This window comes from Streptomyces sp. NBC_00075, from assembly GCF_045041225.1.
GTDB lineage: Bacteria > Actinomycetota > Actinomycetes > Streptomycetales > Streptomycetaceae > Streptomyces > Streptomyces adonidis.
The window spans coordinates 7,661,362-7,673,902 of record NZ_CP108243.1 but is presented as its reverse complement, the minus strand read 5'-3'; the positions used below and the strand labels follow the sequence as shown (position 1 = coordinate 7,673,902).

14 protein-coding genes are annotated in these 12,541 nt (G+C 70.2%); 2 read left to right on the top strand and 12 right to left on the bottom strand.

Annotated elements, in window-relative coordinates:
* The first annotated feature begins 46 nt into the window (after nucleotides 1-46).
* A complete protein-coding gene (locus tag OG787_RS33590; protein WP_369037579.1) occupies nucleotides 47-895 on the top strand; it encodes a helix-turn-helix transcriptional regulator in 849 nt (282 codons plus the stop codon).
* 109 nt (nucleotides 896-1,004) lie between these two features.
* On the opposite strand, the gene OG787_RS33585 is transcribed toward OG787_RS33590, so the two are convergent.
* Entirely contained in the window at nucleotides 1,005-1,424 is a 420-nt protein-coding gene (locus OG787_RS33585) for a cupin domain-containing protein (protein WP_369037566.1), read from the bottom strand.
* Between the two features lie 73 nt (nucleotides 1,425-1,497).
* A complete protein-coding gene (gene era, locus OG787_RS33580) occupies nucleotides 1,498-2,481 on the bottom strand; it encodes a GTPase Era (protein ID WP_369037567.1) in 984 nt (327 codons plus the stop codon).
* A 173-nt stretch (nucleotides 2,482-2,654) separates the two neighbouring features.
* On the opposite strand from era, the gene OG787_RS33575 reads away from it, so the two are divergent.
* Complete coding sequence (locus tag OG787_RS33575) at nucleotides 2,655-2,993, top strand: P-II family nitrogen regulator (RefSeq protein ID WP_369037568.1); 339 nt, start codon at nucleotides 2,655-2,657, stop codon at nucleotides 2,991-2,993.
* Nucleotides 2,994-3,002: 9 nt separating this feature from the next.
* Here OG787_RS33575 and OG787_RS33570 read toward each other — a convergent pair whose 3' ends face one another.
* From OG787_RS33570 to OG787_RS33525, 10 genes are all read right to left on the bottom strand, one after another.
* A complete protein-coding gene (locus OG787_RS33570) occupies nucleotides 3,003-4,070 on the bottom strand; it encodes a WxL protein peptidoglycan domain-containing protein (RefSeq protein WP_405537705.1) in 1,068 nt (355 codons plus the stop codon).
* A 93-nt stretch (nucleotides 4,071-4,163) separates the two neighbouring features.
* The gene (locus OG787_RS33565; RefSeq protein WP_405540662.1) at nucleotides 4,164-5,492 is read right to left on the bottom strand and encodes a beta-xylosidase; all 1,329 of its coding nucleotides are present in this window, start codon (nucleotides 5,490-5,492) and stop codon (nucleotides 4,164-4,166) included.
* 259 nt (nucleotides 5,493-5,751) lie between these two features.
* Nucleotides 5,752-6,249 carry a hypothetical protein gene (locus OG787_RS33560; RefSeq protein WP_369037569.1) on the bottom strand — a complete coding sequence of 166 codons (498 nt, stop codon included), beginning with the start codon at nucleotides 6,247-6,249 and terminating at the stop codon, nucleotides 5,752-5,754.
* Nucleotides 6,250-6,529: 280 nt separating this feature from the next.
* Nucleotides 6,530-6,889 (bottom strand): cytidine deaminase, encoded by a 360-nt coding sequence (locus tag OG787_RS33555; RefSeq protein ID WP_405537703.1) that lies wholly within the window; start codon nucleotides 6,887-6,889, stop codon nucleotides 6,530-6,532.
* A gap of 352 nt (nucleotides 6,890-7,241) precedes the next feature.
* The gene (locus OG787_RS33550; RefSeq protein WP_369037571.1) at nucleotides 7,242-7,610 is read right to left on the bottom strand and encodes a hypothetical protein; all 369 of its coding nucleotides are present in this window, start codon (nucleotides 7,608-7,610) and stop codon (nucleotides 7,242-7,244) included.
* 195 nt (nucleotides 7,611-7,805) lie between these two features.
* Entirely contained in the window at nucleotides 7,806-8,165 is a 360-nt protein-coding gene (locus OG787_RS33545; RefSeq protein ID WP_235479191.1) for an MmcQ/YjbR family DNA-binding protein, read from the bottom strand.
* Nucleotides 8,162-9,502: a hemolysin family protein gene (locus OG787_RS33540; RefSeq protein ID WP_369037573.1), complete on the bottom strand. Its 1,341-nt coding sequence runs from the start codon at nucleotides 9,500-9,502 to the stop codon at nucleotides 8,162-8,164. The genes OG787_RS33545 and OG787_RS33540 overlap by 4 nt, the downstream gene beginning before the upstream one ends.
* Complete coding sequence (gene ybeY / locus OG787_RS33535; protein WP_235479189.1) at nucleotides 9,499-9,996, bottom strand: rRNA maturation RNase YbeY; 498 nt, start codon at nucleotides 9,994-9,996, stop codon at nucleotides 9,499-9,501. Before ybeY ends, OG787_RS33540 begins: the two co-directional genes overlap by 4 nt.
* 13 nt (nucleotides 9,997-10,009) lie before the next feature.
* Complete coding sequence (locus tag OG787_RS33530; protein ID WP_369037574.1) at nucleotides 10,010-11,068, bottom strand: PhoH family protein; 1,059 nt, start codon at nucleotides 11,066-11,068, stop codon at nucleotides 10,010-10,012.
* Nucleotides 11,069-11,248: 180 nt separating this feature from the next.
* Nucleotides 11,249-12,376 (bottom strand): carbohydrate kinase family protein, encoded by a 1,128-nt coding sequence (locus OG787_RS33525; protein WP_369037582.1) that lies wholly within the window; start codon nucleotides 12,374-12,376, stop codon nucleotides 11,249-11,251.
* Nucleotides 12,377-12,541: the final 165 nt, after the last annotated feature.

Below are 12,541 nucleotides of genomic sequence, written 5' to 3'. Positions count from 1 at the left end.
GGGGAGCAGAGGCGTGAGAGGAGCGACCTGCGTGGTGACCGACGTGGTGAACCGGGGCGAACTCGCCGACTTCCTGCGCCGTGGGCGGGCCCGGCTGGACCCCGCCGCGGTGGGCCTCGCGCCCGGCGCCCGGCGTCGTACGCCCGGTCTGCGCCGCGAGGAGGTGGCGTCGCTGGCCGGCATGTCGGTGGACTACTACACCCGCCTGGAACGGTCCCGGGGCCCGCGCCCGTCCCGCCAGATGCTGGCCGCCCTGGCCCGGGCCCTGCGCCTCACCGACGACGAACGGGACCATCTGTTCCACCTGGCCGGCCAGGAACCGCCCCGGCGCGAGAGCGTCTCCGGGCATGTACGGCCGGGGCTGCTGCTGATCCTCGACCGGCTGCACGACACCCCGGCGCAGGTGATCACCGACTGTGGTGAGGTGCTGGCGCAGAACGCGATGGCGTGCGCGTTGTCGGGGGACGTGCTGGCCCGGCCGCCCCGGGAGCGGAACCTCGTACGGCGGTTCTTCCTGGATCCGGCCGGGCGGGCGCTGGTGCCGCCGGAGGACTTCGCCGAGCACGCGCGCAGTCATGTGGCGAATCTGCGGGCGGTCGCCGCGGCCCGGCCCGACGATCCGGTGCCGGCGGCGCTGGTGGCCGAACTGCGGGCGGGGAGTGCGGAGTTCGCGCGGCTGTGGGAGTCGCACGAGGTGGCGGTGCGGCGGGCGGCCACGAAGCGGTTCGTGCATCCGGTGGTGGGGTTGCTGGAGCTGGACTGCGAGATCCTGCTGGCGCACGATCATCGGCAGTTGCTGATCGTGCATACGGCTCGGCCGGGGACTGAGTCGTACGAGCGGTTGCGGTTGCTGCGGGTGGTGGGGGTGCAGGATCTCTCGCCCAGTGAGGGGTGAGGACCGAGGGGGCGGGCGAAGGGTTTTTCGCCCCCGCCGCCCCTACCCGTCCCATCCTTCTGGGGGCTGCGCCCCCAGACCCCCCTTTTCGCGCTGAACGCGCTCGTCCTCAAACGCCGGACGGGCTGAAATAACGGAGGTGGCTGCGTTCTGCCAGTTCCTCCGCGCTGACCACCGTCAGCAGCGGGGTTCCGGGCGGGGCGAACATCGTCACCACCAGCTGCGACTGTGCGTCCGCGAGGTTGTTCGCGCCCTGGTAGTGGATGACGTCGCCGCCGGGCTCGAACACCGCGTCGCCGGCCTTGAGGACCCGGGGCGGCCGGCCCTCCAGTTCGAAGAGGACCTCGCCCTCCGTCACGTAGCCGAAGAGCGGGCCGGGGTGCCGGTGGGGCGGCGCGCCGGGGTCACCGGGGGCCAGCGTGACCCGGACGGACCTGGCCTCGGAGCCGGCCGGGATCAGGGTCGCCGCATCCGGCAGGGTCGTGATCACGTCGATACCCGGGGGCAGGTGTGCGTGCTCGGCGCTCATGTGTTCCTCCAAACAGAGACTGTCCGGAGTAAGGACAGGGCTGCCCCGCTGTTTGTGACAGCGGGCAGGTCCCTCAGAAGCCCAGCTTGCGCAGCTGGCGCGGGTCCCGTTGCCAGTCCTTCGCGACCTTCACGTGGAGGTCCAGGAAGACCGGCGTGCCCAGCAGCGCCTCGATCTGCTTGCGGCTCTTGATGCCGACCTGCTTCAGCCGCTGTCCCTTCGGGCCGATGATGATGCCCTTCTGGCTGGGCCGCTCGATGTAGACGAACGCGTGGATGTCGAGGAGGGGCTTGTCGGCGGGGCGGTCCTCGCGCGGGAGCATCTCCTCGACCACGACCGCGATCGAGTGGGGCAGCTCGTCCCGTACGCCCTCCAGCGCCGCCTCCCGGATCAGCTCGGCGATCATGACCTGCTCGGGCTCGTCCGTGAGGTCACCCTCCGGGTAGAGCGCCGGGCCCTCGGGGAGCAGCGGGACGAGCAGGTCGGCCAGCAGATCCACCTGCTGGTCGGCGACCGCCGACACGGGCACGATCTCCGCCCACTCGAAGCCCAGCTCACGCCCGAGCTGGTCGATCGCGATGAGCTGCTCGGCCAGCGCCTTGCTCTCGACCAGGTCGGTCTTCGTCACGATCGCGATCTTCGGCGTCTTCTTGATCGCCGCCAGTTCCTTCGCGATGAAACGGTCACCGGGGCCGAGCTTCTCGTTCGCCGGGAGGCAGAACCCGATGACGTCGACCTCGGCCCACGTCGTGCGCACCACGTCGTTCAGGCGTTCGCCCAGCAGCGTGCGCGGCTTGTGCAGCCCCGGGGTGTCCACCAGGATCAGCTGCGCGTCCGGGCGGTGCACGATGCCCCGTACCGTGTGCCGCGTCGTCTGCGGCTGGTCGGCGGTGATCGCCACCTTCTGGCCGACCAGAGCGTTCGTAAGGGTGGACTTGCCCGCATTCGGGCGGCCCACGAAGCAGGCGAAACCGGCGCGGTGCGCGCCCGATGCCTTCGAAGGCACGGACGGCTCGGACGGCTCGGATGACGGGGTACGAACGCTCATGGCGCCCATTGTCCCTGATCCACGGAGACCCGCCGCACGCCGAGCCCCCGCACCGGCCCCGGGACGGCCTGGGAACACACCGGCCTCGGCCTTACGGCACACGCCCGGACCGGCATACGATCACGGCGTCCCGGTCCCGTCCTCCGTCGTCCCCGCTCCCGCGCAGAAGGTCAAAGCCAGGCATGAAGCTCATCACCGCGATCGTCAAGCCGTACCGTCTCGACGAGGTCAAGACCGCGCTCCAGGAACTCGGGGTGCACGGTCTGACCGTGACCGAGGCCAGTGGGTACGGGCGTCAGCGCGGGCACACCGAGGTGTACCGCGGCGCCGAGTACCAGGTCGATCTGGTGCCCAAGGTGCGGATCGAGGTCGTCGTCGACGACGGGGACGCCGATGCGGCCGTCGACGCGATCGTCAAGGCTGCGCGGACGGGGAAGATCGGGGACGGCAAGGTGTGGGTGCTGCCGGTCGATGCGGTTGTGCGGGTGCGGACGGGGGAGCGTGGGCCGGACGCGCTCTGAGCTGAGCGCTCAGTTGGGAGTGCCGCTCGGTGTTGTCTGTTCGGTGCTGCGCCGTTGGGGCTGGTCGCGCAGTTCCCCGCGCCCCTTTGGGGCGCGGCCCGTTCGGGGCTTGTTTCTGCGGGACCTGATCACCAGCACCGTCGCCACCGCGCCGAACACCACCAGCACCACCGCCATCAGCCAGGGCAGGGCGAAGAAGGACACGCTCGCCGACTCGCGGGTGTTCTTGGCGGATGCCGTCAACGTGATGTCGCCCCAGTCGAGTTGGGGGGCGTCGTGCCAGGGCTCGGTGAGGTGGACTCGTTGGCCGGGCAGTAGCTCGGAGGGGATCTTCGTCAGGTCGCGGGTGAGTAGTGTGCGGCCGAAGAGGCCCTGGGCCCGTAGTTCCACCCGGGGGTCGAGAGTGACGTTTCCCGTGTTGTGGAGGGTGTACGAGATCGTCGCCGTGCTGTCGCCCAGGCCCGGGACGAGGGGCTGGTCGTGGCTGATGCGGACCTTCTCCACGGCGAGCGCCGAGACGGCGGGACCGCTCACCCGCAGATAGACCCGCGCCCCGACCGCCCGCCGCACCCCCAGGGCCAGCGAGCCGTCGCCCGCGTCGATCCGTTCGTCGAGGGCCACCAACGCGCCCACGTGGTCGCCGGGTTCGGCCCGTTCGGGCACCCGGAGGGTGAAGGGCACGGTGACCGACTTGTGCGGGGGCACGGTGACCCGGGACTTCGCGGGCCGCGCCCAGGCGCCGACACCGCGCTGCTTCTCGTCGAAGGTGCGTACCGCGAACCCGCCGTCGCGGGCGGTGTTGTAGGCGTCGGCCGCGTACAGCCGGAAGGTGAGCGGCTTGTCCGTCTTGTTGGCGACGGTGACCTTGTCCTCGACGGACGTACCGGGATCGGCGGAGAGATAGAAGTACGGGCGCTGCGCCACGGCCGACGCGGTGGGAAAGACCGACCAGCTGCCGTTGTCGGCGGCGCGGGCGGGCGCGGGCGTCAGGAATGACGTACCGAGCACCGCCATCAGGAGGGCGAGAAGGGCGTACGGCTTGCTGCGTGTCGAATTGCTGCGTATCGGGAGCGACATGGGTGCGGACCCCCACGGACGGGACGGCCGGAGCGGTCGGGCGGGTGCGCGCCCGGCCACCGGATGACGAACAGCCGTTCAGGCGAACGTTGTTCAGGAGAGGGTGAGGGTGAGTACGCCCGAGTACGTGCCCGGCGGGGTGAACGCCGGTACGTTCAGGGACAGTCCGGCGTCGACGGTGAACTCGCCGCCGGTGAGCGTGCCGTCGGGTGCGGAGGCCAGGGTGGCTCCCGAACTCCCCACGGCACCGGCGGAACCGGCCTGGCAGGTGCTGGGACTTCCGGCCTTGGTCGCACACGCCGGGGTCCAACTCAGCTTGTTCGCCTCGATCTTGGCGCCGGGACCGGTGAAGTCGGTGACCTTGCCCGTCAGGGACCAGCCCGCGGGACCGCCGCGGAAGTCCTGGACGGTCACGGTCCGCAGCGCCCCGTTCGAGGCTCCGCCCTTGCCGAAGTCGACCGCCGAGAGCTGGACGGCGTCCCCGTCCTGGTCCATGGAGAGCGTGCCCGCCTTGACGGTGGTCGTGATCTTCTGGCTGCCGTCGGGGATGGGCGTGTCGTCGATGACGACGTAGGCGGCGGGCGGGGAGCCCTTGGTGTCGCTCCACGCGCTGCCCTCGTACGCCACGACCCCGGTCGTCGTCTTGTCGTTGACGGTGAGGGTGCCGCTGAAGGCGCCCGCGGAGTCGGCGGTCACCGTCGCGGTGTCGGCGGTCTGGGTGGCCCCGGACCGGCCGGCGAGCGTGACCGTGGCACCGGGGGTGAAGTTGGCGCCGTTCACGGTGACCCCGGCGCCCGGTGCCCCGGAGGCCGAACCCAGCGTGATGGCACGGGTGTTGGTCTGGGTCCCGTCCGTCGCCGTGATCGTCTCGGAGACGGGCGCGGGCGGGGTGATGAGCGTGCAGGGAGTGTCCAGCTCAAGGATGTAGCTGGTGTGGATGTTGTAGTCGCCGGGCGAGAGGGTGATCGCGCCGGGCGCGGTGACCGTGAAGGTGCCGGTCATGTCGAAGGACGGGAAGGCTCCCCTGCCGGGCACGGGATCGTTCTTCTTGGGCCCCACGACAGTGACGTCGCCGGTCTGCGCCCCGCCCAGGGTGACCTTTCCGCTGGGCGTCATGATGTCGGCGGGCAGCGGGAGATCGGTGGGGTTGCTGGCGGCCGGCTTGACCACCGTGTACTTCACGGTGACGGTGTCGCCGACCTTGGGCGTGGTGTTGTCCACCGTGATCTGTCCGGTGGTGGTGCCGTCGATCGGCGGGATGCCCGCGATCGGCGGCGGTACACAGTGTGTGGCGTAGTCCACGGCGGCGGACGCCGTGGTGAGCGCGCCGGCCGGGACGGCCAGCGCACCGCCCGTGGTGACCGCGAGTGCGGTCGCCCCGAGCAGCGCGGCCCAGCGTCGTCTTCGGCCGGTCGAACCCATGGTTGCCTTGGTGGCCATGGTTGCCCCCTCTGAGGGATGCGGGCGCAGCGGCTCGTCTGCGCCGACCGGGGGCCATTGATGTGCAGGTTGTGTGAGAAGTCAATGCAATCTCACCAAATAACGGGCCGCCGCGGAAAGTGAACTGACGGACCATCAGTTCGCTGTCGGGCGCCCGTGCGTTCCCAGTCGGAAACGGCCGGCGCCGCTGCGAAGCGCGCGACGCCGGCCGCCGTGTGGAACGGTGCGGGGAGGCGGACCGTCACTCGTAGACGAACGGTCCCGGTGACTGGTTTCCGGTCGGCGTACAGGTCACGTTGATACCGAAGATCACCATGACCAGGCTGCCGCCGCCCGCGTCGAGGCTGTCGCCGGGGGCGACGGTGCCGGTCAGCGGGCCGACGATGACGGGGGCGCCGGTGGCGATGGCCGGGTTCTTGGTCCCGGTGAAGACCGTGGTGCTGCTGGTGCCCTTCCTCATGGTCAGCGTGGAGCTGATCGAGTCGGCGGCGAGGGGGAGCGGGGCCGCGATCGCCGAGGTGACGGTGATCGTGGCGGAGGTGCCGGTCTGGACGGTGGTGAGGGTGGCCGCACCGCCGCCGTAGAGACCGCAGTTGAAGGTGACAGTCGCGGAGGTGGGGACGACTGCCGCGGCGGCCGGCGCGAAGGCCAGCCCTGCCGCGGCGAGCGAGCCCGCCGCGAGTACCGCACCGATACCGAGCCGTCTGCGCGCAGACGGACGTGCTGTCTTGCTGGTCATCGATCGGATTCCCTTCCCTGGTACGGGAATTGCCATGTGGGGAATTGCGATGTGGGGGGTCGACGGGCGGGTGCGGTCAGCCGCGGGGCGGGTGCGGGGCGCCGCGCGGTGGAATCTGACGGTCCGTCGGAAGAGCGGGTTCCATTGATGCGTGGGTTGCTCGCGATTGCAAGAGATGCTCTACGGGTTCTTCCAAGGGGCCGTAAAAGTGGCCGAAGACAGACCCTCGGCGGCAGGCTCCGCCGAGGGCACCCCGGACTCACCTCACCCCGGACTCACTTCACCCCGCGGACACCGTCACCCGCACCACCCCGTCCGGCGCGGCCAGGTGCACCGGGGTCCCGGGCCCGCCCAAGTCCCGTACAGCGGCCAGGTCCTCCGCCGGAACGCCGTCGCCGGCGCTCACAACGGCCGCCGCCTCCAGCGACTTCGCCCCCGACGCCACCGCCATGGCCACCGCGGTCCGCAGCGCGCTCAGCTTCAGCGAGTCGAGGGCGACCGTCCCGGCGACATACGTACGTCCGGTCTCGTCCCGTACGGCCGCCCCCTCGGGAACGCCGTTGCGGGCGCGGGCGGAGCGGGCGAGGGTGACGATCTTGCGGTCCTCGGGGTCGAGGTCGGGCGCGTTGCTGTCGGTCATGCCACGAGCATACTTAGGGGTTTGTCCCGACCCGGGCGTGCATGCAACAAGGAAGTCACACAAGAAGAGGTATCAGGCACGGGCGATCAGGGCATGACCCAGGAACCGCGAGCCATGAGGAGGCGTTATGAACCGCCAGACCCGCATCCGCGTCACCCGTCGGCCCAGCGCTCCTTCGCCCCGCGACCTCCCCATCGACCGCAGGACGCCCTCGGGCCGCATCCTGCCGTACTAGCGCCGAACCAGGGCCAATGCCCCATCTCGCCCCGGGCACGACCGCGCCCCCGAGCATCCGTACAGGACGGAGGCTTCGGGGGCGAGGAGTGCCAGGAGGATCGGCGGGGCCAGCCGGTCAGCAGCCGGGTATGCCGGGCGCCGGGTCGGCGCCCACGTTGACGTTGCCGCCCCACACCCACGCGTTGCTGTAGTTGTAGCCGTTGACGGTGCCGCGGTACCAGACATTGGTGGTGTATCCGCCCACGGTGACCGGGTCGCCGTCGAGCCGGCAGTCGATGCCGGCCCCGGTCACCTTCGTCGTGGTGCCATGGATCTGGGAGGCGAGGAAAGGGCCGCTGCGCACGTTGCTGTTCGCCTGCACGGTCGTCGCGTAGCCGGAGGAACCGGAGGGCGCCGCCTCGGCCGTTCCGGCGGTACCGAGCACGGAGAGGGCCGCGCCGAGCACGAGCCCCATTGCCGTCAGCCTGGTGGACCGCTTCGCCATTGTTTTCCCCTTCGCCGTGGATGTTTCCTGTTCGGCTCCAGGACGGAAGGGGATGCGCGTCCGTAGGACAGTGGCGGTGGCCGCCTTCGCAAATTTTTCCGGTCAGAACTCGCTCTACCTCAGCGTGCCGGAGAACCAGGTGCCCGGGGTGCCGGTCTGCTGACGCCAGAGCCGGTCATGGCTGGCCACGGCTGGTCATGGCCGGTCGAGCCGCAACCGCTCCGCGCGCGGCAGGCCGGCCACCACCAGGTCGTACGAGTCCTCGATCAGCTCGCGCACGAGCTGATCGGGCAACTCCCCGTCCACCGTCACCGTGTTCCAGTGCCGCTTGTTCATGTGATAGCCGGGGATGATCAGCCCCGGATGCTCGGCGCGCAGCCGGATCGCGTCCTCCGGGCCGCACTTCAGGTTGACCTTCAGGGGCCGGTTGTCCGTCCAGGACAGGGCGAACATCTTGCCCAGCACCTTGAAGACGGAGATCTCCGGGCTGAACGGGAAGTCCTCCACAGCGGAGTTGAAGGACAGACAGAAGTCACGCAGCTCCTGCGGAGTCACGCGGCACCCCCCTTGTCCGCCGTGCTCTTCTCCTCCGCCTCTTTCTCCTCCTCCGGCGACCCGGCGGCGTCGACCGGCTCCACCAGCACCGTCACGATCTTGTTCCGCCGCCCGGCAGCCGCCTCCGCCGTGAGCCGCAGCTCGCGCCCGTCGGGCAGTTCGACGACGGCCGAGGCGCCGGCGATCGGTACGCGGCCGAGCGCCTTCGCGAGCAGCCCGCCCACCGTCTCCACGTCCTCGTCGTCGTACTCCTCCAGGCCGTACAGCTCGCCGAGGTCGGTGATGTCGAGGCGGGCCGTCACGCGGTGGCGTTCGTCGCCCAGTTCCTCCACGGGCGGGAGTTCACGGTCGTACTCGTCGGTGATCTCGCCGACGATCTCCTCCAGGATGTCCTCGATGGTCACGATGCCGGCCGTGCCGCCGTACTCGTCGATGACGACGGCGACATGGTTGCGGTCGCGCTGCATCTCGCGGAGCAGATCACCGGCGTTCTTCGTGTCCGGTACGAAGGCGGCGGGCCGCATGGCGGTCGACACCAGTTCGCTCTCCGCGTCCCGGCTGATGTGCGTCTTGCGGACGAGGTCCTTCAGGTACACGATCCCGACGACGTCGTCCTCGCTCTCCCCGGTGACCGGAATGCGCGAGAACCCGGAGCGCAGCGCGAGGGTGAGGGCCTGCCGGATCGTCTTGTACCGCTCGATGACGATCAGGTCCGTACGCGGGACCATGACCTCCCGTACGAGGGTGTCGCCCAGTTCGAAGACGGAGTGCACCATGCGGCGCTCGTCGTCCTCGATGAGGGACTCCTTCTCGGCCAGGTCGACCAGCGCGCGCAGCTCCGCCTCGGAGGCGAACGGCCCGCGCCGGAAGCCCTTGCCGGGTGTGAGCGCGTTGCCGATGAGGATGAGGAGCGACGGGATCGGCCCCATCACGCGGGCGAGCGGGAGAAGGACGTACGCTGCCGCGGTGGCCGTGTTGAGGGGGTGCTGACGCCCGATGGTCCGCGGCGACACCCCCACCGCGACATACGACACGAGGACCATGACGCCGATGGCGACGGCGAGGGCCTGCCAGGTCTTGTCGAACTCCTTGAGGCAGGCGTACGTGACGAGCGCGGCGGCGGCCATCTCGCAGGCCACGCGCACCAGGAGCGCCACGTTGAGATAGCGGGTCGGGTCGGCGGCGATCTGCGCGAGCTTGGCACTCCCGCGCCGACCGCTGCGTACGGCTTCCTCGGCGCGGAAGCTGGAGACGCGTGCGAGGCCCGCCTCCGCGCAGGCGGCGAGCCAGGCGACGACGACCAGCGCTATGGCACCGGTGACGAGTTGAGGGTTCATGACACGGTCGGGGCGGGCGACGGACCGGTCATCCCCTTCTCGCCGCGCCAGCCGTCGACGATGGCGGCCTGGAGGCCGAACATCTCGGCCTTCTCGTCCGCCTCCTCGTGGTCGTACCCGAGGAGATGCAGCACGCCGTGGACGGTGAGGAGTTGGAGTTCCTCGTCCATGGAGTGCTGGGTCTCGGCCTCCTTGCCCTGCTTCTCGGCGACCTCGGGACAGAGCACGATGTCACCGAGAAGCCCCTGCGGCGGCTCGTCGTCGTCCTTCGACGGCGGACGCAGCTCGTCCATCGGGAAGGACATGACGTCGGTCGGACCGGGCAGGTCCATCCACTGGATGTGGAGCTGCTCCATGGCGTCGGCGTCCACGACGATCACCGAGAGTTCGGAGAGCGGGTGGATGCGCATCCGTGCGAGCGCGTAGCGGGCGATGTCGAGGATCGCCTGCTCGTCGACCTCGGTTCCGGACTCGTTGTTGACGTCGATCGACATGGTGCTGGCTTGTCTACTTCCGCTTGTTCCGGACGCCCTTGTGGGTGCCGTTCTCCGTACCGTTCTCGCTGTCGTACTTCTCGTACGCGTCGACGATACGGCCGACCAGCTTGTGCCGGACGACATCGTGGGAGGTGAGCCGTGAGAAGTGGACGTCCTCGAGGCCCTCGAGGATCTCCTGCACCTGCCGCAGACCGGACTTCGTCCCGGTCGGAAGGTCGACCTGCGTCACATCACCCGTGATCACGATCTTCGACTCGAAGCCGAGGCGGGTGAGGAACATCTTCATCTGCTCGGCGGAGGTGTTCTGAGCCTCGTCCAGAATGATGAAAGCATCATTCAAGGTTCGTCCCCGCATGTACGCCAGCGGCGCGACCTCGATCGTCCCCGAAGCCATCAGCTTCGGGATCGAGTCCGGGTCGAGCATGTCGTGCAGCGCGTCGTACAGCGGGCGCAGATACGGGTCGATCTTGTCGTACAGCGTGCCCGGGAGGAAGCCGAGCCGCTCGCCCGCCTCCACGGCCGGGCGGGTCAGGATGATCCGGCTGACCTGCTTGGCCTGAAGCGCCTGTACGGCCTTGGCCATCGCCAGATACGTCTTGCCGGTACCGGCCGGGCCGATGCCGAAGACGATGGTGTGCTTGTCGATGGCGTCGACATAGCGCTTCTGGTTGAGGGTCTTGGCCCGGATGGTGCGGCCCCGCGAGGACAGGATGTTCTGGGTGAGGACCTCGGCCGGGGTCTCCTGGCCGTCACCCTCCCCGTTCCCGCTCGCTCTGAGCATGGCGATCGAGCGTTCCACGGCGTCCTCCGTCATCGGCTGTCCGGTGCGGAGCACCAGCATCATCTCGTCGAACAGCCGCTGGACGAGGGCGACCTCGACCGCTTCGCCAACGGCGCTGACTTCATTGCCCCGGACATGGATGTCGACCGCCGGGAAGGCCTTCTCGATCACGCGCAGGAGGGCGTCGCCGGAACCAAGGACGGTCACCATGGGGTGCGCGGCCGGGACGGTGAACTGCGCTCGTGCCTGCCCCCGCGCAGGGGGCTGAGCTGTGGGTGTCTGAGTCATGGGCCGGCTCGTAGGCCTGCACGACCTCCTCAATGAGGCTCGCTTACCACGTGGGTAGCCTTCCGCTCCCAGCCTACGACGGTGCACTGACAACGCCGTAGGGGTTTTGGCTCACGGTCCGGTGACGTGGTCATGGCCGGGGCGTCCGGCAGAGGCAGGAGCGGGGGCAGGAGCGGGTACTCACGCCGATCTGCCGAAGCCGATCGTCGGCACGGCCCGGCGCAGCGGCCAGGGGCGGGGTCTCGCGGTCCTGGGCACCAGGTCGGCCAGGAACGCGTACCGGCGCAGCGCCGCCGGGTCCTGGTGCTCGTACGACTGGATCTCGCGCCACCAGGCCCCGACCTCGGACCAGCCGGGCGCGGAGAGCGAGCCGCCGAAGTCCTGGACGGAGAGGGCGGCGGTGAGGCCGGCGAAGGCGAGGCGGTCGGCGAGCGGCCAGTCGGCGAGGGTGCCGGTGACGAAGCCCGCGACGAAGACGTCGCCGGCGCCCGTGGGGTCGAGGGCCTCGACGGCGATCGCCGGGACCTCGGCCGTCTCCCCGGTCCGCCCGTCCACGGCGTACGCGCCCTCCGCACCGAGGGTGACGACGGCGAGCGGTACGTGATCGGTGAGCGCGCGGGCGGCCTTGCGGGGGCAGTCGGTGCCGGTGTAGCGCATCGCCTCCTCCGCGTTGGGCAGGAAGGCCTCGCAGTGCTCCAGGTCGGCGAGACCGGCGAGGTCCCAGCGGCCGGTGTCGTCCCAGCCGACGTCGCCGAAGATCCGCGCCCCCTTGCGGGCGGCCTCGGCGATCCAGGGGGCGCGGACGCCCGGGGTGAGGGAGGCGACGGCGGCGCGGGCGTGCGGCGGGCACTCCGGGGAGGGCTCCTCCGGGGGCGGTTCGTGGCCGTGGGAGACCATCGTGCGCTCGCCCTCGTACGCCATCGAAACCGTGACCGGGGAGTGCCAGCCGGGGACCGTGCGTGACGTGGAGAGGTCGATGTGCTCGCCCTGTTCGAGGGCGTCCCAGCAGTACTCCCCGTAGTGGTCGTCCCCGAAGGCGGCGGCGAGGGAGGTCTTCAGGCCGAGCCGGGCGAGCGCGGTGGCCATGTTGGCGACCCCGCCGGGGCTGGACCCCATCCCGCGCGCCCAGGACTCGGTGCCGCGCACCGGGGCGGAGTCGAGCCCGGTGAAGATGATGTCGAGGAAGACCGTGCCCGTCAGATACACGTCCCACGGCGGATCGTGGGGCGCGCGCAGGGCGGCCAGGGGATCGACCTGGGCCTGACGGTAGGAAGATCCCTCTCCGGTGGACGCGGTGGACGCGATCACGGTGCGCTCCCTGACGACGGTGCGGATCAGGCCAGTCTGCACCACCCCACTGACAGCAGCCCGTCACTCCACTCCGAGGGCGCTTGCGAATACCCCACCTCCCCCACCCCAAACACCGAAGTGCCCCACATCACACCCACCCGATTCCCGTCCCCCACCCCCCGC

What these genes read in the sequence shown, in the direction of transcription:
- OG787_RS33585 (WP_369037566.1), bottom strand. Translation starts at nt 1,424, where the DNA reads ATGAGCGCCGAGCACGCACACCTGCCCCCGGGTATCGACGTGATCACG.
- era (WP_369037567.1), bottom strand. Translation starts at nt 2,481, where the DNA reads ATGGGCGCCATGAGCGTTCGTACCCCGTCATCCGAGCCGTCCGAGCCG.
- OG787_RS33575 (WP_369037568.1), top strand. Translation starts at nt 2,655, where the DNA reads ATGAAGCTCATCACCGCGATCGTCAAGCCGTACCGTCTCGACGAGGTC.
- OG787_RS33570 (WP_405537705.1), bottom strand. Translation starts at nt 4,070, where the DNA reads ATGTCGCTCCCGATACGCAGCAATTCGACACGCAGCAAGCCGTACGCC.
- OG787_RS33565 (WP_405540662.1), bottom strand. Translation starts at nt 5,492, where the DNA reads ATGGGTTCGACCGGCCGAAGACGACGCTGGGCCGCGCTGCTCGGGGCG.
- OG787_RS33560 (WP_369037569.1), bottom strand. Translation starts at nt 6,249, where the DNA reads ATGACCAGCAAGACAGCACGTCCGTCTGCGCGCAGACGGCTCGGTATC.
- OG787_RS33555 (WP_405537703.1), bottom strand. Translation starts at nt 6,889, where the DNA reads ATGACCGACAGCAACGCGCCCGACCTCGACCCCGAGGACCGCAAGATC.
- OG787_RS33550 (WP_369037571.1), bottom strand. Translation starts at nt 7,610, where the DNA reads ATGGCGAAGCGGTCCACCAGGCTGACGGCAATGGGGCTCGTGCTCGGC.
- OG787_RS33540 (WP_369037573.1), bottom strand. Translation starts at nt 9,502, where the DNA reads ATGAACCCTCAACTCGTCACCGGTGCCATAGCGCTGGTCGTCGTCGCC.
- ybeY (WP_235479189.1), bottom strand. Translation starts at nt 9,996, where the DNA reads ATGTCGATCGACGTCAACAACGAGTCCGGAACCGAGGTCGACGAGCAG.
- OG787_RS33530 (WP_369037574.1), bottom strand. Translation starts at nt 11,068, where the DNA reads ATGACTCAGACACCCACAGCTCAGCCCCCTGCGCGGGGGCAGGCACGA.